Here is a 17,437-nt window from a genome sequence, read left to right as displayed (position 1 = left end):
GGCTGCGCCCCTCCCCCGCTTCGCGGGGCCCCCTCCTGCGATCACCGCGCCTGCTGCTGCGCTGCGCTCCCTCCCCGCTCGGGCGGGGAGGGCTGGGGAGGGGCGACCAGTCAGCCCGGCGGGAACCGCGCCAGCACCTCGTCGAACGTCTCGAAGGGGATGCAGGGGATCCTCTCCGCGCCGCAGTACCGCACCAGCTTCCCGCGCGCGAACACGAGGTCGGCGGCGGCCGCGGCGCAGCGATCGGCGGTGCCGTCGCCGCAGAGCACCACCCGGTAGCCCTCCGCCTGGAGCGCCCGCGCCACCGCGCCCTTGCAGAAGCCGCAGCGCCCGCACCCCTCGAAGCCGGCGTGGAAGGAGATCTTCATCCCCTCCGGCGAGCAGGTGGCGTGGTTGGAGCGGAGCTTCAGGTACTCCCGCAGCTCGGGGGCGAGCCGCTCCAGCACCGGGCCGATGTAGACGTCGAGCCCGGCCGAGCAGACGATGAAGGGCCGCCCGGCGTCGCGCGCCGCGGCGACGAAGCGCTCGAAGCCGGGCCGCAGCACGGCCACCTGGCGGGCGAAGGCGGCGATCTCCTCGGCGCTCGCGGTGATGGGCTCGAAGATCCGGCCGAGGAGCGCGGAGAAGCTGAACGCGCCGGCCAGGTAGGCGTCGCACTCGCGGCGCCAGAGGTCGTGGCCGGCGAAGCGGATGGCCACCCGGTCGCCGATGTCCTCCATGACGGCGGTGCCGTCGAAGTCGCAGAGGATGGCCCACCGGTCGGGGCGCGCGGGGGTGGGCTCGGTCATGCCCGTTTGTACGGGGCGCGTCCGGGCGGGTCAACCCGCGGGCGGCGCGGCGCCGGTCGCCACCACGCCGAAGCCGCGCAGCACCGGCCGCGCCGAGACCTCGACGAACCCGGCCTCGGCGAGCAGCCGCTCGAGCGCCGCCTCGGCGTAGCGCCCGTGGAGGCCGGACATGACGCGCCAGAGCGCCATCGACGCGCCGAACCGCAGCCCGTCGCGGCCGGCCGCGAGGAGGTCGCCGCGCGTCGCGCGCGGCTCGAGCAGCGCCAGCCGCCCGCCCGGGCGCAGCACCCGGCGCAGCTCGGCGAGCGCCCGCGCCGCGTCGGGGAGGAGGTAGAGCACGCTGTGGCCGGCGGCGCCGTCGAAGCTCGCCGCGCGGAAGGGGAGGGCGAGGGCGTCGGCGCGCAGGAGCGGCAGGACCACCCCGGCCCGCGCGGCGCGGCGCCGGGCGCGGGGGAGCATCTCGAAGGCCCGGTCGAGGCCGACGAAGCGCCGGCCGGGCGCGGCCCGGGCCATCTCCACCGCGGAGGTGCCGGGGCCGACGCCGAGGTCGAGGATCCGGCCCGGCGGCAGGAGCGCCGCCAGGGCGCGGCAGTCGGCGCGCCAGGGGGCGCTGTCGGTGAGGCGCTCGTAGATCGGCGCCGCCGGCCCGAAGGCGACGCGGCGGGCCAGGGCCCGCGCCGCGCCGAGCGCGCTAGCCGCGATCCGCCCGGTCGTAGAGCAGCCCCCAGCGCACGCCGCGATCCGAGACGGTGAGCCGGTCGAAGCCGAGCGCCCGCATCGACTCGGCCACCACCGCGCACCCGCCCACGATCACGTCGGCCCGCTTCGGCTCCATGCCCGGGAGCCGCGCCCGCTCGGCCACGGTGAGGCCGGCGAGGAGCGCGTAGAGCCGCTCCACCTCGGCGAGCGAGAGGGCCGCGCCGTGCACGCGCCCGGCGTCGTACTGGGCGATCCCCTGCGAGACCGCCGACAGCGTGGTGACCGTGCCGGCGACGCCGACGAGCCGCGCGCCGGGCGCCGCGCCCACGCCGCGCCAGGGCGCGAGCGGCCGCATCGCCTCCGCCGCGGCCTCCCGGAGCGCCCGAGCCTCCGCCGGCGGGAGCGGGTCGGCGCGCACGTGCCGCTCGGTGAGCCGGACCGCGCCCACCTGCAGGCTCTGGCGCCCGCGCGGGAGCGGGCCGTCGCCGAAGGTGACCTCGGTGGAGCCGCCGCCCACGTCCACCACCGCGAGCGGGCCGGGCGCGGCGCCCGGGAGGATCCCGAAGTCGCGCCAGGCGCTCGCGTAGACGAGCCGCGCCTCCTCGTCGCCGCTGATCACCTCCGGCACGAGGCCGGCCTGGTCGCGGGCGGCGTCGAAGAACTCGGCGCTGTTGGCGGCGTCGCGGGCCGCGCTGGTGGCCACGCAGGCGATGCGCGCGGCCCCGAGCGCGCGCGCCTCGGCGGCGTAGGCCGCGACCACCGTCACGGTGTCGCGGATGGCGGCCGGGTCGAGCCGGCCGGTCCGGTCCACGCCGCGCCCGAGCCGCGTGATCTCGGCCCGCTCCACCAGCGGCGCGAAGGTGCCGTCCTCCCGCCGCTCGGCGACGAGGAGCAGGACGGTGTTGGTCCCGACGTCGATGGCGGCGGCGCGGTCGCTCACGGCAGCGGGCCCCAGGCCGGCGTCTGCAGCTCGCCCGGATCGGCCGTGACCACCTTCTGGTGGTTCCCGTCGGCGGTGGAGATCACCAGCTGCGGCCGGCCGTTCCGGTCGCTGGTGAACGCGAGCATCCGCCCGCTGGGCGCCCAGGTCGGCTCCTCGTTGGTGAAGCCCTGGTCCTGGGTGACGCGGCGGATGTCGTTGCCGTCGTCGGGGTTCACCAGGAACACGTCGAAGACCTTGCGCTCGTCGCGGCCGGTGAAGGCGATGAGGTCGCCGCGCGGGCTCCAGCGCGGGGTCTGGTTGTAGGTGCCCTTGAAGGTGAGGCGGCGCTGGCCGGAGCCGTCGGCGTTCATCACGTACAGGTGCGGGTTTCCGGCGCGGGTGGAGACGAAGGCGATGCGGCGGCCGTCGGGCGACCAGGTGGGCGAGGTGTCGGTGGCGGGGTCGTGGGTGAGCCGGCGCGGGTTCGAGCCGTCGGCGTTCGCCACCCAGATGTCGGAGTTGCCGGCCTCGGACGCGGCGAAGGCGAGGAGGCGGCCGTCGGGGGAGAAGGCGCCCCCGGTGGCGAGCTCGCCCACCGAGGCGACGCGCTTCACCGCGCGGGTGGAGACGTCCACCGTCCAGAGCTCGGGCTTGCCGCCCCGGTAGCTCGTGAAGAGGAGGGCGCGCCCGTCGGGGCGCCAGGCGGGGAGCATCGCCAGCGAGGGATCGCGCAGCAGCACCTGCGGGTCCTTGCCGTCCACGTCGAAGAGGACCAGCTCCCGGGCGCCCTTCACCTTGCGGATGGCGGCGATGCGGGTGCCGAACACGCCCGGCTCGCCGGTGTAGTACCGCACGATCTCGTCGGCGAGCAGGTGGGCCAGGGCGCGCGGGCCCGGCGCGGTGCGCGTGACCGACAGCCCCTCGCGGCCGCCCCGGACCTCGAAGAGGTGGAGCTCGCCCGAGACCTGGCCGCCCGCGGCGCGCACGGCGCCCTTCACGAGGCCGTCGGCGCCGACGTCGATCCAGCGCTGGAACCGGATGCTCGGGGCGGTGAGCCCCTCCGACGGATCGGCGAGGAAGCTCCTCGGGTCGAGGAGCTCGAAGAGCCCGGTCAGGCCGAGGTCGCCGCGCAGCGTGGCGTTCACCTCGGTCGCGGCGGCGAGGGCGTCGGTGTCGGCCTTGAAGGGCGCCACCGCGAGCGGCAGCGGCTTGAAGTCGGGCCGGTCGATCTCGATGTGCGGCCGCTGCTGCGGGGGCTGCGCGAGGGCGACGGCGGGGAGGAGCGCCAGGAGGAGCGACAGTCGGGTCATGCGGGCTCTTTCGCGTGGGCGCGCGGGTCAGTGCGCGCGGAAGGTGACGGCGAGGCCGACGGTCTGGTACTCGCGCCGCTGCTCGACCGGCGGCGCGGGGAGGCGGGCGTTGCCGATGGCGCGCTGGAGCGCGTCGTCGAAGCTCGAGTTGCCGCTGCGCTGCTCGAAGGCGTAGCGCAGGATCCGCCCGTCGGGCTGGATGTAGAGGACCACGGTGGCGAAGAGGTGGAGCCGGTCGCGCTCCGAGATGGTGCTCGGCAGGTGGTAGACCTCCCGGAGCCGCTGCTCCACCAGCCCGGCGTAGAGGTCGCCCTCCTGGCCGGTGTCGGAGGTGCCCTCGTCGCTGCCGTTGGGGTTGCCCCAGGCCGGCTCGTCCCGCCGCTCGGCGATGAGGCCGCGCCGCATCCGGTCCATCACCCCGCCGATCCCGGCGGCGCCACCGCCGGCCGCCGGCGCGGTGCGCCCGGGCGCGGGGCGCGAGGGTTGGGCCTGCGCCACGCGCGGCGGCGGCTTCTGGCCGGGGACCGGCCGGGCCGGGGGCGGCGGCGCGGGGGCGGGCGGCGCCGGCTTGGCGTGGGCCTGCGCCGGCGGCGCGGCCGGGGCGGGCGCCGGGCTCGGCGGGGCGGGGGCGGGGGCGGGCGCGGCGGCCCGCGACTCGGTCGGCTTCGAGGGCAGCCAGTTCTTGGGGCGCTCCGGACCGCGGCGCACGAGCTTGGCGGCGATGACCTGCCGGCGCACGTCGAGCACCGGCGCGGGCCGGTGGTAGAGGGCCCAGGTGATGAGCCCGGCGTGCACGGCGAGCGAAAGGAGCAGGACGCCCCCGAGCTTCTCGCGCCGGACCAGCAGCGGTGTGGCCGCGTGCTCCATCTACGGCGCCGCCCCCGAGCCCCCGGCCTCCTCGCCCGGCGCGGGGCTCGTGATCATGCCGAGGTTCTGCACGCCGGCGCGCTGCACCGCCGCCATCACCTCGACCACGAAGCCGTACGGGAGCCCGCGATCGGCCATGAGGTAGAGCTCCTTCTCGCGCGCCACGCGGGAGTTGGCGGAGAGCTTCTCCTCGAGCGTGGGGAGCGTGAGCTGCACGGCGTCCTTCCCCTCGCCGAGCCAGATGCTCTTGTCGGACCGCACCGAGAGCACCAGCGCCGCCTCGTCGGCCTTGACCGGCGGGGCCTTCGCCTGCGGCAGCTTCACCTCGACGCCCTGCTGGATGAGCGGCGCGGTGACCATGAAGATGATGAGGAGCACCAGCATCACGTCCACGAGCGGCGTGACGTTGATCTCCGTGAGCGTCTGTCGGCCGGAGCCGCTGGTTCCGAGGGCCATGGCTGTTCGTGAAGGAGGGAGGCCCGGGCGCTACGCAAAGAAGGTGCGGCGAACGATGTTCAGGAAGTCGTTCGAGAAGTTGGTCATCTCGCTGTCGAGCACCCGGATCCGCGAGACGAAGTAGTTGTAGAAGACCACCGCCGGGATGGCCGCGAAGAGGCCGAAGGCGGTGGCGATGAGCGCCTCGGAGATCGGCTTCGCCACGGTGGCGAGGTTGGCGTTGCCCATCTGGTAGATGTCGTTGAAGGCCCGCATGATCCCCCAGACCGTGCCGAAGAGCCCGATGAACGGGGCGGCCGACGCGGTGGTGCCGAGGAAGGGGATGGTGGCCTCGAGCGCGGTCACCTCGGACATCGCCGCCCGCTTGAGCGCGCGCTCGACGTTCTCGATGCCGCCCATCTGATCGACGAGCGGGCTCTCGCCCTCGCCGCCCTTCTTGGCGGTCACCTTGGAGAGCTCGACGTAGCCGGCCCGGAAGACCTGGCTCACCGGGCTCGCCGAGAGGTTCTCGGCCTTCTGGTAGATCGAGTCGAGCCGCCGCGACTGCCAGAAGGCGTCCAGGAACTCGAGCGACTGCACCTGCGCCTGCCGCAGCCGGAGCCACTTCTTGAAGATGATGGCCCAGGAGACGACGGAGGCGGCCAGCAGGACGAGGAGCACGGCCATGACCACCGGCCCGGAGTTGCGGATGATCTCGACGTAGTCGAGGTCGCCCGCGCGGGCGGCGGCACCGAAGACAGGACGCAGTGCGGCGAAGGGGGGTCCGAAAGGGCTCATGTCACGCAAGGGGTTGAAGAAGTTGATTTTTTAGCACGCGACCCAGGGGGCGTCCATTTTGGTGCAGGCGGGCGAGCCCCCCACTCCTATTCGTCCGGCGAGGGCTTTTCTCTCGGATCGTGGGGCCGTGCGCGGGAGCCACGGCGTGGCGGGCGAGCGACATCCGGGCGCTCGCCGGGTTGAACAAATGCGAGGGCCGGCCGTCTTCCCCGCGTGGCACGGCCGTTGCTCACCAGTGAGGACGACATGAAGACCACCGCCCTGCTCGCCGCCTCCCTCGTCGTCCTCGCCGGGTGCTCCAGCAGCGCCAGTTACGGGGACGTCACCTTCTACTGGAACTTCCGCGACGCCTCCGGCACGCAGCACGGCGACTTCGGCCGGACCAACACCGGCTGCTCCGACGCGGTCGTGGACGAGGTGGACGTCACCTTCGCGGGTCACGTGTTCCAGGTGCAGGACGCGAGCGGGAACCCCTCCTGCGAGGCCGGGTCGCAGCGGGTGCCGGGCATCACGGTCTCGAACTTCCGCGCGGGGACCTACGACTTCACCATCCGCGGCTACCGGAGCGGCGCGCTGGTGTACGAGCAGACCGGGACCATCGGCGTCCACGGCGGGCCCGACAACTCGCGCGACGTGACCCTCGACGCGCTCTCGCCGCAGAGCATCCCGATCTACTACACGCTCGACGGCGTGCAGCGCTGCGTCGCCGCCGACGGCACCCCGATCACCGGCATCAACTACGCCATCTACGACGCCAACAACGTGCAGGTCGACGCGACGGCCGCGACCGGCGTCGCCTGCGACCCGAACAGCTTCGGCCTGCTCACGCGCGACCTGCCGCTCGGCAACTACACCCTCGGGCACCTGCAGGCGGTGACGCTCGTGGGCGGGGCGCCGCAGTCGGTCTATGAGGTCTGCGAGCAGCCGCTCTCGCACCTCGGGGTGGCCCTGGACTTCAACTTGCTGCCGTCGGCGAGCGGCTGCGTGCGCTGAGCCCGAACGGACGGCCGCACCGGTCCGTAGCCCTTGGAGTAGGATGCGCGACTCCCATGGCACGCATCGGCATCTTCGACTCCGGCGTGGGCGGCCTCACGGTCCACCGCGCCATCCTCGAGCGGCTCCCCGGGCTCGACACCGTCTACCTCGGCGACACGGCCCGGCTGCCGTACGGCACCAAGTCGGGCGACGTGGTGACGCACTACTCGCTCCGGAACGCCCGGTTCCTCGCGTCGCGCGGCATCGACCTGCTCGTGGTCGCCTGCAACACCGCCTCGGCGCTGGCGCTGCCGGCGCTGCGCGAGTCGCTGCACCTCCCCGTGCTCGGGGTGGTCGAGCCGGGCGCGCGGGCGGCGGCGCGGGCCACCCGCGGCGGCCGCATCGGCGTCATCGGGACGCAGAGCACCATCGCGAGCGGCGCCTACCAGCAGGCCATCGCCCAGGCGAGCCCCGGCTCGACCGTGACCGCGCGCGCCTGCCCGCTCTTCGTGCCGCTCGCCGAGGAGGGCTGGACCGACCCGGAGGACGAGGTGGTGCGGCTCGTGGCCCGTCGCTACCTCGCGCCGCTCGCGGAGGCCGGCGTGGACACGCTCGTGCTCGGCTGCACCCACTACCCGCTGCTCCGGGGAGCCATCGCCCGGGAGCTGCCCGGGGTGGCGCTCGTGGACAGCGCCGAGGCGATCGCCGCCGAGGTGGGGGCGCTCGTCGGCGCCACCGACCCGGCCCGCCCGGCCGACCACCAGTTCTTCGTCACCGACACCCCGGAGCGCTTCCTCGGGGTCGCCGGGCGCTTCCTCGGCCGGACGGTCAGCCGGGCCGAACACGTGGACGTCTAGGCGCTTTTCCGGCCGGCCGGCGTCTGGACGGCACCCCGGGCGGCCCGTTACTCTTCCCGTCTCGAGCGGGGCGAGGGCGGATGGTCACCGGCTTCAATCACACGGTGCAGCACCAGGGCAGGGCGTTCCACGTCCAGACGGAGGACTGTGGCGCGTCCAACCCGGTCGTGGTGACCCACCTGTTCCTCGGCGGCAACGTGGTCGCCAGCAAGCGGACCGGCTACGCCGACCTCGCGCCGGGCGACGACCTGGAGCAGCGGGTGCGCGCGCTCATGGAGGCGCAGCACAAGGAGCTCCTCCGCGGCCTCGTGAAGGGCGCCTACGACGCGCTGGTCGAGCGGATGACCCGGCAGGCCGTCGTGTTCCAGCCCGGCGAGCTCCATCCCGAGGCGGCTGACACCGCGCCGGCCGCCGAGCCGACCCCGGAAGCTCCAGCCCTGGCGGCGGCCGCCCGGCCAGCCCCGGAAGCCGCCCCTGCCGAGCCGGTCCACGAGGCGCCGCCCGCGCCGAAGCTCCCCGCCGCGAGCCCGGCCGCGTTCCCGACCGCCGCCGCGGCCGCGGCCGCCGTCGCGAGCGCCAGGCACCCCGCGGCGCCGCCCCGGGCGGCGGCCCCGCCTCCTCCCGCTGCGCGCCCCGCGCCCCCCGCTGCGCGCGCGCCGCCCCTCGCGCCCCGCGCCGCGCCGCCCACCCCGCCGGGCGGGCAGCCCCGGAACGTCGCGCGCCCCCCGCCGCGTCCCGCTCCCCCGGGCCGCCCCGCCCGCGCCGCCGCGCCGCCGCCGGTCGCGCCCCGCGTCGCCCCGCCGCCTCGACCCGCCCCGCGCCCGGCGCCGCCGCCCCCTCCGCGCGCGCCGGCCGCTCCGCCACCCCCCTCGCCGCCGCGCAGCACGAGCCTCTTCGGCGAGGACCTCATCAGCGAGAAGAGCCTCGACGAGGTGATCCTCTCGTACCTGGCCGAGGACCTGAAGAAGGCCCCCTGACCGATGATCCAGCTCTTCCACGTCTACAAGCAGTACGCCGGCGAGGCGCCGGCGCTGGCCGACGTGAGCCTCGACATCGACAAGGGCGAGTTCGTCTTCCTCACCGGCCCCTCCGGCGCGGGCAAGTCCACGCTCCTCAAGCTCGTGCTCTGCGCCGAGCAGATCACGAGCGGGCAGCTCCTCATCTTCGGCCGGAACGTGGCGCGCATCCGCGACACCTCCGTCCCGGTGATCCGGCGGAACATGGGGTTCGTGTTCCAGGACTTCAAGCTGCTCCCGCAGCGGACGGTGCTCGAGAACGTCGGGTTCCCGCTGGAGGTGCGCGCCTTCTCGCCGCGGGAGGTGCGGCGCCGCTCGCTCGCGGTGCTGGAGCAGGTGGGGCTCGCCGGGAAGGCCGACAAGTTCCCGCTCTCGCTCTCCGGCGGCGAGCAGCAGCGGGTCGCGGTGGCCCGCGCGCTCGTCGCCGATCCGCCCATGCTCCTCGCCGACGAGCCGACCGGCAACCTCGACCCCGACATGACGCTCGAGGTGATGGACCTGCTCTCGGGCGCCAACCGGCGCGGCACGACCGTGCTCGTCGCCACCCACGACCGGAGCCTGCTCGAGCGCTACCGGCACCGGGTGGTGGCCCTCGAGGCGGGCCGGGTGGCCTTCGACGGCGAGCTCGCGCCGAAGGCGGCGGCCCGCTGATGTACCCGCTCCTCTACTTCTTCCGGCGCGCGCTCGACGCCATGCGGCGGACGCCCTTCGTCACGCTGGTGGCCACCGCGACCATCTTCGTGGCCGTGTTCCTGACCGGCCTGTTCGCGGGCGCCCTGCAGAGCGCGGAGCGGCTCCTCACCGCCTGGGGCGGCGACGTGCAGGTGAGCGTGTACCTGCAGCCGGGGGCCGACCTCGACCAGGCGGCGGCCGCCGCCGGGCGGCTCGCGCCGGGCGCCCAGATCGAGGCGGTCACCTCGCGCGAGGCGCTGGAGCGGCTCGCGGGCTCGCTCGGCGACGAGCGCAAGCTCCTCGACGGCGTGGGCGAGGCGACGCTCCCGGCGTCCATCGAGGTGCGCGCGCCGGGCGCGAGCGTGGACCAGGCCGAGCAGCTCGCGGCGCGGCTCAAGGCGGTGCCCGGCGCGACCGACGTGGACTTCGGGAACGCCTGGCTCGACCGGCTCGAGAAGCTGCTCCGGCGGCTGCGCCAGGTGGGCGCGGTGCTCTTCGGCGTGCTCTCGGTGGCGGCGGCGGTGCTCGTCGCCAACACGCTGCGGCTCGGCGTGTACGCCCGGCGCGACGAGATCGAGATCATGAAGCTCGTGGGCGCCACCAACGCCTTCGTGGAGCTGCCCTTCCTCATCGAGGGGCTCTTGCAGGGGCTCATCGGCGCCGGGCTCGCCACGCTCTCGCTCCTCGCGCTCTACGCCGCGCTCGCGCCCCGGCTGCACGGCGCGGTCGCGCTCGCGGCGCACCTGCGCCGCGCCGACGTGCTGCCGCTGTCGCTGCTCGCCGGGCTCTGGCTCGGCGGCGCGCTCCTCGGGCTCGTGGCCAGCGCCGTGGCGGTGAGCCGCTTCCTCCGGCGGATGGAATGATCGCCGCGCTCCTCGCCCTCGCGCTCGCCGCCGGGCAGGGCGGCCCGAGCGACCTCGACGCCGCCCGCGCCCGCAAGGCGGCCGAGGAGGCCGCGGCGCGCCGGCTGCGGGGGGAGGAGCGGAGCGCGCGCGCCTCGCTCGCCGCCGCCGACGCGGCGCTGGAGCGGGCCGAGGCCGAGGCGGCCCGGCTGGAGGCGGCCCGCGCGGCGGCCGAGCCGGCGCTGGCGCGCGCCCGCGCCGAGCAGGCCGGGGCCGAGCGCGCCCTCTCCGCCCAGGTGGAGGGGCTCCGCCCCCGGCTCGCGGCCCGGGCGCGGATGGGCCGGATGGGCGAGCTGCGCGTGCTCGCCGCCGCCCCGTCGCTCGCGGAGCTGGTGAAGCGCCGCTACCTGTTCGAGCGGATCCTGGCCGGCGACCTCGCCCTGCTGCGCGCCTCGCACGACGCCGTGGCCGCGGCCGAGGCCTCGCGGCGGCGCAGCGAGGCGGAGTCCTCGCGGCTCGGGGCGCTCTCCGCGGAGGTGGCGGCCCGGCGCGCCGAGGCGGAGCGGCTCCGCGCCGAGCGGCAGACGCTGCTCGCCAGCCTCTCGCAGGAGCGCGCCCGGCACGAGCAGGCCGCCCGGGAGGCCGCCGAGCAGGAGGCCCGGCTGGCCCGCTTCATCGGCGCCCTGCCGGCGCGGGCCGGCGCCGGGGCCCGCGGGTTCCGCGCCCTCCGGGGGCGGCTCCCTCCGCCGGTGGACGGGACCCTGGCCCTCGGTTACGGCAAGGTGGTGGAGCCCACCTTCAACACCGTGACGCTGCACAAGGGCGTGGACCTGCGCGCGCCCGCCGGGGCTCCGGTGCGGGCGGTCGCCGCCGGCCGGGTGGCCTGGGCCGGCTGGTTCAAGGGCTACGGCAACCTCGTCATCGTCGATCACGGCGAGGGGTACCACACGCTCGTGGCCCACCTCGCCTCCATGAGCACCGCCACCGGCGAGGAGGTCGCCCAGGGGGCGCTCCTCGGCACGGTCGGCGACACCGAGTCCAACCAGGGCCCCTTCCTGTACTTCGAGGTCCGCGAGCGCGGCCGGCCGGTCGACCCGCGCGCCTGGATCTCCCTCCCGTAGAGAGCGCGCATGCACCGCACGACCGTCCGCACCCTCCTCACCGCCGCGCTGCTCGCGGTCGCCTTCGTCGCCGGGCTCGGCTTCGACCACGCCGCCCGCGCGGCTCGGAAGGACGGCTACCGGCCGCTCGACGTCTTCTCCGAGGCGCTCGCCTACATCGAGAACAACTACGTGGAGCCGGTGCCGGAGAAGGAGCTCGCCTACGCCGCCATCGACGGGATGATGGGGCGGCTCGATCCGCACTCGCAGTTCATGCGGCCCGAGGTGGTGAAGCTCATGAAGGACGAGACCACCGGCGAGTTCGACGGGCTCGGGATCGAGCTCACCATCCAGGGCGAGCAGCTCACCGTGATCGCCCCCATGTCCGACTCCCCCGGCGAGCGCGCCGGCATCAAGCCGGGCGACCGGATCGTCAAGATCGACGGCGCCCCCACCCGCGACCTGCAGCTGATGGAGGCGATCCGCCGCCTCAAGGGGCCGGCCGGCAGCAAGGTGACCCTCGACATCATGCGGGACGGCTTCCAGGCGCCCCAGAGCCTCACGCTCCTGCGCGACCACGTGCGCACCCAGAGCGTGGAGTGGAAGGTGATCGACGCGGCGCGCGGCGTGGTGCACGTGCGGGTGAAGCAGTTCCAGGACCGGACCGACCGCGCGCTCAAGAAGGCGCTCGACGACGCCCGGGCCGAGCTGAAGGGCGAGATCCGCGGCCTGGTGCTCGACCTGCGCAACGACCCGGGCGGCCTGCTCGACCAGGCGGTGAAGGTGGCCGACCGGTTCCTCGCCTCCGGCGTCATCGTGAGCACCGAGGGGCGCGACAAGCGCAGCGCCGAGGTGGAGCGGGCCCACGAGAAGGGGACCGAGCCGCCCTACCCGATGATCGTCCTCGTCAACAAGGGCTCGGCGAGCGCGAGCGAGGTGGTGGCCGGGGCGCTGCAGGACCACGGCCGGGCGGTCATCATGGGCACCCAGACCTTCGGGAAGGGCTCGGTGCAGACCATCATCGACCTCGAGGACGGCTCGGGCATCAAGCTCACCATCGCCCGCTACTTCACGCCCAAGCACCGCTCGATCCAGGAGCTCGGCATCACCCCCGACGTGGTGGTCCCGGAGACCGCCCCGGCGGCGCGCGCCGAGGAGCTCCCGGGCGAGCGCGACCTCAAGGGCCACTTCAAGAACGACGCCGCCGTGACGCCGCCGCCCGGGGCGGGCTCGCCCGAGCAGGACAACCAGCTGCGCACCGCGCTCGACTACCTGCGCGCGGTGGAGATCTTCAAGGCCGCGGCCCCGGCCCGGCAGCGCCCCGTCGCGGCGCGTCAGTAGCGGGCCGCGCGGGCCCGCCGCGCGATATCACCGACCGTCCCGACCCAGTTCACTCGAACTGGTCAGGTCGCGTCGATTGAGCCTTTTCTTCAATGATTCCGGCCTCCCAGGAGGGCTGTTTCCTCTCGCAGTGGGGGCGTTTTGCTTTGACTTCAACGTCGGAATGGCTATAGTCCGCCCGGCTCTTGGCCGGGGAGGGGGGTGAGCCCCCGGCCGTACGGGAGACGCGGAAAATTGGTGTCGGTGAGCGCCCATACGCGCTCCCGTCAGCCGGCGGACAACCCCACGATGGACCCACTCGAGATTGCTGTCGTCGTCGCCTATGTCGCGGTGCTGCTCGTGCTCTCACTGTACGGCTCGCACCGGTACGTCATGGCGTACCTGTACTACCGGCACAAGTACAAGCTGCCGACGCCCCAGGGACGGTTCCAGGCCCTTCCCCGGGTGACCATCCAGCTCCCCATCTTCAACGAGATGTACGTGGTGGAGCGGCTGGTCGAGGCGGTCTGCAAGATCGCCTATCCCCGCGACCTCCTCGAGATCCAGGTCCTCGACGACTCCATCGACGAGACCCGCGAGATCGCCCGCCGCTGCGTCGAGCGCTGGCGCGAGCAGGGCATCGACATCGCCTACATCCACCGGACCAACCGGCAGGGGTTCAAGGCGGGCGCCCTCGAGAACGGGCTGAAGCTCGCCAAGGGCGAGTTCGTGGCGGTCTTCGACGCCGACTTCGTGCCCGAGCCCGACTTCCTCGAGAAGACGGTCCACTTCTTCACCGACCCCGGCATCGGGATGGTGCAGGTCCGCTGGGAGCACCTGAACCGCTCCTACTCGGCCCTGACCCAGGCCCAGAGCATCTTCCTCGACGGCCACTTCGTCATCGAGCACACGGCGCGCAACCGCTCCGGCTGCTTCTTCAACTTCAACGGCACCGCCGGCGTCTGGCGGCGCGAGACCATCGCGAGCGCGGGCGGCTGGCAGCACGACACGCTCACCGAGGACCTCGACCTCTCCTACCGGGCGCAGCTCGCCGGCTGGCGCTTCGTGTTCCTGCCGCAGGTGGTGGCGCCGGCCGAGATCCCGGTCGAGATGAACGCCTTCAAGAGCCAGCAGCACCGCTGGGCCAAGGGCTCCATCCAGACCGCGCTCAAGCTCCTGCCGCGCATCTTCGCGAGCGACCTGCCGTTCCAGGTGAAGAAGGAGGCCTTCTTCCACCTGACCGCCAACTTCGCCTACCTGCTCATGATCCCCCTCGCGGTGCTGATGCCCATCTCGGTCATCGTCCGCGTGTCGCACGGCTGGTTCGAGGTGCTGCTCCTCGACATCCCGTTCTTCGCCGCCGCCACCCTGTCGGTCTGCTCGTTCTACGTGGCGAGCCAGCGCGAGATCGGCGCCTCCCGGTGGCAGCAGCTCAAGTACCTGCCGTTCCTCATGGCGCTCGGCATCGGCCTCTCGGTCAACAACGCCCGCGCCGTCGTGGAGGCGCTCCTCGGCCACCAGACCGGCTTCACCCGCACGCCCAAGCTCGGCGTGAGGAAGGCCGGCGAGCCGGTCGCGAAGAAGCGCTACAAGGCCGCCATCACCTGGCAGCCGGTGGTCGAGCTCTCGCTCGCCATCTACATGACCTACGGCATCCTGTTCGTGATCGACCGGGGCGTGTACTACTCGCTGCCCTTCCTGTTCCTGTTCCAGGCCGGGTACGGCTACGTCGGCCTGAAGAGCCTGCTCGAGGGCACCCGCGACCTCTGGGCGCGGCTCGGCCTCATGCAGGCGCAGCCGGACGTCGAGCCGGGGGCGTGAGCCGGAGCGGCTCCTAGTCGGCCTGGAGCCGCTTCTCGTAGACCGTCACGCCGCGGTCGAGGCGGCCCGCCTCGCCGAACCCGAGCCGCTCCCAGAACGCCTTCGCCTCCACGTTCTCGTCCACCACCGAGAGCCGGAGCGCGTCGAAGCCGGCCTCGGCCAGGGCCTGCTCCGCGGCGGCGACGGTCTCCTTGCCGTAGCCGAGCCCCTGGCAGGACTCGCGGAAGAGGAGCAGCCCGACGTGGGCCGTGCCGGGCTCGGGGTAGTGCAGGTGCAGGTCGAGCACGCCCACCGCCGGCCCGCCGACGCGCGGCACGAGCAGGTAGACGCGCCGGTTCGCGTCGGCCTCGGCGTCCTCGAGCAGGTGCTCCGCCGCGCCGCCGCCCGGGGGCTGGCCCTCGGTGAGCGAGAAGTAGTCGGGCGCGCCCTCGAAGCAGGCCTGGATCTGGCTCGCGTGCGATCGCCCGGCCGGCACGGCGTGCAGCCGGGGGCACTCGAGGGGCAGTCCGCCTTCCACCTGCTCCGCGCCTTCGCTCAGGTTCATGGTTTCTCCATTATGCCGCAGGAGCGCCGCGGGTTCAGCCCTCTGGCCGGGTCTGGCCGGGTCTGGCGGGGTCGGGCGGGGTCGGGCCGGGGCGCCGGGCCCTCAGTCGCAGAGCAGGATCCGGAGCGCCTCGGGCGCGTCGAGGCTCGCCACCGCGTGCGCCGCCCCCGCCTCGAGCAGCTCCGCCGCGGTGAACCGCCCGGTGGCCACCGCCAGCGTGGCGACGCCGCAGGCGCGCGCGGCGGTGACGTCGCGGGGCGTGTCGCCCACCACCAGCGCCTCCTCCGGGCGCACCGTCCGGCCGAGCCGCGCCGAGGCCCGCCGGAGCGCCGCCGCGACGATCTCCTCGCGCGCCTCGGCGTCCTCGGCGAACCCGTAGACGCCGGGCGGCTCGAAGCCGAAGTGGTGGTCGAGCGCGCCGCGGGCGAGCTTCACGCGCGCTCCCTCGGCCAGGTTCCCGGTGCAGAGCCCGACGAGCGCGCCGGCCGCCGCGAGCCGCGGCAGGAGCGCCGCGACGCCCGGGAGGACGCGGTAGCCGGGGCCCTGGATCTCCTCGCGCAGGTGGGCCACGTAGCCCGCGAGCACCCGGGCGCAGAGCGCCGCGTCGTACGCGAGCCCGAGCGCCAGGAGCGCCTCCCGGACGATGAGCCGGTCGGTCATGCCGTCGAGCCGCATCCCCGCGAGCCAGGTCTCGCCGGGCGCGAGCGCCCGCGCCGCCCCGAGGTGATCCCCGAGCGAGCGCTCCAGCGCGCGGCGGCCGGCGCCGGTCGAGACGAGCGTCCCGTCGATGTCGAAGAGCAGCACCCGCTTCACGGCGTCCCCTCCGCCGGCTGCTGCCGCCGCTCCACCACCGCCTGGGCCAGGTTCCCCACGAGCCCGTTGATGCGCCGCAGGAAGGAGAGCAGGTCGAGGTGCATGCTCGAGGTCTCGATGGACTCCCGGAGCCCCTGGGCGAGCCGGCCGATGTGCTGCTCCTTGAGCTGGGCCTCGATCTCCACGATCGCCAGCCGGTGGCGGAGGACCTTGCGCGCGAGCTCCTCGTCCCCGGCGGAGAAGGCCACCGTGGCGAGGTCGTAGTTCTCGCAGACCTTCTCGTGGAAGCCGCGGATCTCCGCCCAGCCGGGCTGGCTGAAGGCGAGCCCGTGGGCCGCCTTCCTGCGGGCCAGCGCGAGGATGTTCCGGTTCACCACGTCCCCCACGTTCTCGAGGTCGCTCGAGAGGCTGATGAGCTCGAGCTGGCGCTGCGTCTGCTCGGGGGTCATCGCCTCCTCGGCGCCGAGCTTCGCGAGGTAGAAGCGGATCTCGCGATCGAGGATGTCCACCTGGTCGTCGCGCGCCTCGATCTCGGCCGCGAGGTCGAGGTCGTTCTGCTCGAACGGCCGCAGGCAGTCCTTCACCATGTCGCCGACGAGGTCCGCCATGCGCAGGAACTCGCGCTGCGCGTTGCCGAAGGCGAGCGCCGGGCTCTCGAGGGCGCGCGGGTCGAGGTAGCGCGGCCGGAACGGCGCCCGCTCCTCCTCCGGGCGGTAGTAGCGGGTGATGAGCGCCGCGCCGGCCCCGACGAAGGGGAGGAAGAGCAGCGCGTTCACCACGTTGAAGAGCGTGTGGGCGTTCGCGATCTGGCGCGCCTCGGGGCCGCCCAGGAGCGCCACCAGCCGCTGCAGGGGCCCGAGGAAGGGGAGCCAGAGCGCCACGCCGACCACCTTGAACACGCCGTGCGCGAAGGCGACGCGCTTCCCCTCGGCGGGCGCGCCGGCGGCGGCGACGATGGGGGTGAGGGTGGTGCCGACGTTGGCCCCGAGCACCATCGGCAGGGCCGCGGTCACGTGCATGCTGCCCGCGCCGGCCATGGCGATGAGGAGCCCGATGGTGGGGGCGGAGCCCTGCATCATCACCGTGACCACCGCCGCCGCGGCGAGGCCGGCGAAGGGGCGCCCGGCGAGGTACTGGAGCGCCTCGGCGAAGGCGGGGGAGGCGCGCAGGGGCAGCGTGGCGTCGCCCATGAGCTTCATGCCGTAGAAGAGGAGCCCGAGCCCGAGCAGCGCCTGCCCCATGTAGCGGTTCCGCCGCTTCCGGGAGGTGAAGCGGATCCCGAAGCCGGCCGCCACGAGCGCGAGCGACCAGGTGGCGACGCGGAAGCTGAGGAGCTGCACGGTGAGGGTGGTGCCGACGTCGGCGCCGAGCACCACCGCCATCGCCTGGGGGAGGGTGAGGAGCGCGCTGCCGGCGAACCCCACCAGCATCGCGGTGGTCGCCGTGGACGACTGCACCACGGTGGTGACCATGGCGCCGGAGACGAGGCCGAGGAGCCGGTTGCGCGTGAGCGCGAAGAGCACCGTCCGCAGCTTCTCGCCGGCCATGATCTGCAGCCCCTCGCGGGTGAGCGCGAGGCCGTGGAGGAAGACGGCGAGGCCGCCCAGCAGGACGCTGACGTCGAGGAGGCTCACGCGCCTCCCTTCCGGGCCGGTCCG

The 17,437-nt window shown here is 74.3% G+C and carries 18 protein-coding genes; 8 read left to right on the top strand and 10 right to left on the bottom strand.

The features are described 5' to 3' along the window. Positions 1-110 precede the first annotated feature (110 nt). From AMPC_RS10955 to tolQ, 7 genes are all read right to left on the bottom strand, one after another. Entirely contained in the window at positions 111-788 is a 678-nt protein-coding gene (locus AMPC_RS10955; protein ID WP_248340592.1) for an MtnX-like HAD-IB family phosphatase, read from the bottom strand. A 30-nt stretch (positions 789-818) separates the two neighbouring features. Then, positions 819-1,343: a class I SAM-dependent methyltransferase gene (locus tag AMPC_RS10950; protein ID WP_248346302.1), complete on the bottom strand. Its 525-nt coding sequence runs from the start codon at positions 1,341-1,343 to the stop codon at positions 819-821. Positions 1,344-1,479: 136 nt separating this feature from the next. Continuing rightward, positions 1,480-2,427: a Ppx/GppA phosphatase family protein gene (locus AMPC_RS10945; protein WP_248340590.1), complete on the bottom strand. Its 948-nt coding sequence runs from the start codon at positions 2,425-2,427 to the stop codon at positions 1,480-1,482. Beyond that, the gene (tolB, locus tag AMPC_RS10940; protein ID WP_248340588.1) at positions 2,424-3,719 is read right to left on the bottom strand and encodes a Tol-Pal system beta propeller repeat protein TolB; all 1,296 of its coding nucleotides are present in this window, start codon (positions 3,717-3,719) and stop codon (positions 2,424-2,426) included. Before tolB ends, AMPC_RS10945 begins: the two co-directional genes overlap by 4 nt. Positions 3,720-3,746: 27 nt before the next feature. Continuing rightward, a complete protein-coding gene (locus tag AMPC_RS10935; RefSeq protein ID WP_248340586.1) occupies positions 3,747-4,586 on the bottom strand; it encodes an energy transducer TonB in 840 nt (279 codons plus the stop codon). Further along, the gene (locus tag AMPC_RS10930; RefSeq protein ID WP_248340584.1) at positions 4,587-5,042 is read right to left on the bottom strand and encodes an ExbD/TolR family protein; all 456 of its coding nucleotides are present in this window, start codon (positions 5,040-5,042) and stop codon (positions 4,587-4,589) included. A gap of 30 nt (positions 5,043-5,072) precedes the next feature. Then, positions 5,073-5,819 carry a protein TolQ gene (gene tolQ / locus AMPC_RS10925; protein ID WP_248340582.1) on the bottom strand — a complete coding sequence of 249 codons (747 nt, stop codon included), beginning with the start codon at positions 5,817-5,819 and terminating at the stop codon, positions 5,073-5,075. Between the two features lie 246 nt (positions 5,820-6,065). Between tolQ and AMPC_RS10920 the strand changes: the two genes are divergently transcribed. The 8 genes from AMPC_RS10920 (at position 6,066) to AMPC_RS10885 (ending at position 14,422) form a co-directional block, all read left to right on the top strand. Next, positions 6,066-6,812 (top strand): hypothetical protein, encoded by a 747-nt coding sequence (locus AMPC_RS10920; protein WP_248340580.1) that lies wholly within the window; start codon positions 6,066-6,068, stop codon positions 6,810-6,812. A gap of 56 nt (positions 6,813-6,868) precedes the next feature. Next, positions 6,869-7,651 (top strand): glutamate racemase, encoded by a 783-nt coding sequence (gene murI / locus AMPC_RS10915; RefSeq protein ID WP_248340578.1) that lies wholly within the window; start codon positions 6,869-6,871, stop codon positions 7,649-7,651. A gap of 80 nt (positions 7,652-7,731) precedes the next feature. After that, positions 7,732-8,628 (top strand): hypothetical protein, encoded by an 897-nt coding sequence (locus tag AMPC_RS10910; protein WP_248340576.1) that lies wholly within the window; start codon positions 7,732-7,734, stop codon positions 8,626-8,628. Positions 8,629-8,631: 3 nt separating this feature from the next. Then, on the top strand, positions 8,632-9,318 hold the full coding sequence (gene ftsE, locus AMPC_RS10905) for a cell division ATP-binding protein FtsE (protein WP_248340574.1): 687 nt from the start codon (positions 8,632-8,634) through the stop codon (positions 9,316-9,318). After that, positions 9,318-10,202: a cell division protein FtsX gene (locus tag AMPC_RS10900; protein WP_248340573.1), complete on the top strand. Its 885-nt coding sequence runs from the start codon at positions 9,318-9,320 to the stop codon at positions 10,200-10,202. Before ftsE ends, AMPC_RS10900 begins: the two co-directional genes overlap by 1 nt. Further along, complete coding sequence (locus tag AMPC_RS10895; protein WP_248340571.1) at positions 10,199-11,302, top strand: murein hydrolase activator EnvC family protein; 1,104 nt, start codon at positions 10,199-10,201, stop codon at positions 11,300-11,302. The genes AMPC_RS10900 and AMPC_RS10895 overlap by 4 nt, the downstream gene beginning before the upstream one ends. Before the next feature lie 9 nt (positions 11,303-11,311). Continuing rightward, a complete protein-coding gene (locus tag AMPC_RS10890; RefSeq protein ID WP_248340569.1) occupies positions 11,312-12,622 on the top strand; it encodes a S41 family peptidase in 1,311 nt (436 codons plus the stop codon). A gap of 288 nt (positions 12,623-12,910) precedes the next feature. After that, positions 12,911-14,422 carry a cellulose synthase family protein gene (locus AMPC_RS10885; protein WP_248340567.1) on the top strand — a complete coding sequence of 504 codons (1,512 nt, stop codon included), beginning with the start codon at positions 12,911-12,913 and terminating at the stop codon, positions 14,420-14,422. A 13-nt stretch (positions 14,423-14,435) separates the two neighbouring features. Here the strand turns inward: AMPC_RS10885 and AMPC_RS10880 are convergent, their stop codons facing one another. The 3 genes from AMPC_RS10880 to AMPC_RS10870 all read right to left on the bottom strand — a co-directional run bounded on the left by AMPC_RS10880 (position 14,436) and on the right by AMPC_RS10870 (position 17,413). After that, positions 14,436-14,966 carry a GNAT family N-acetyltransferase gene (locus tag AMPC_RS10880; RefSeq protein ID WP_248340565.1) on the bottom strand — a complete coding sequence of 177 codons (531 nt, stop codon included), beginning with the start codon at positions 14,964-14,966 and terminating at the stop codon, positions 14,436-14,438. Positions 14,967-15,068: 102 nt separating this feature from the next. Next, complete coding sequence (locus AMPC_RS10875; protein ID WP_248340563.1) at positions 15,069-15,779, bottom strand: HAD family hydrolase; 711 nt, start codon at positions 15,777-15,779, stop codon at positions 15,069-15,071. Next, positions 15,776-17,413, bottom strand: a complete 1,638-nt coding sequence (locus AMPC_RS10870) for a Na/Pi cotransporter family protein (RefSeq protein WP_248340561.1) — start codon at positions 17,411-17,413, stop codon at positions 15,776-15,778. The genes AMPC_RS10875 and AMPC_RS10870 overlap by 4 nt, the downstream gene beginning before the upstream one ends. Between the last annotated feature and the right edge of the window lie 24 nt (positions 17,414-17,437).

Origin of the sequence: Anaeromyxobacter paludicola (assembly GCF_023169965.1) — a bacterium.
Taxonomy (GTDB): Bacteria; Myxococcota; Myxococcia; order Myxococcales; family Anaeromyxobacteraceae; genus Anaeromyxobacter_B; species Anaeromyxobacter_B paludicola.
This window is presented reverse-complemented; position numbering and strand designations above follow the sequence as displayed.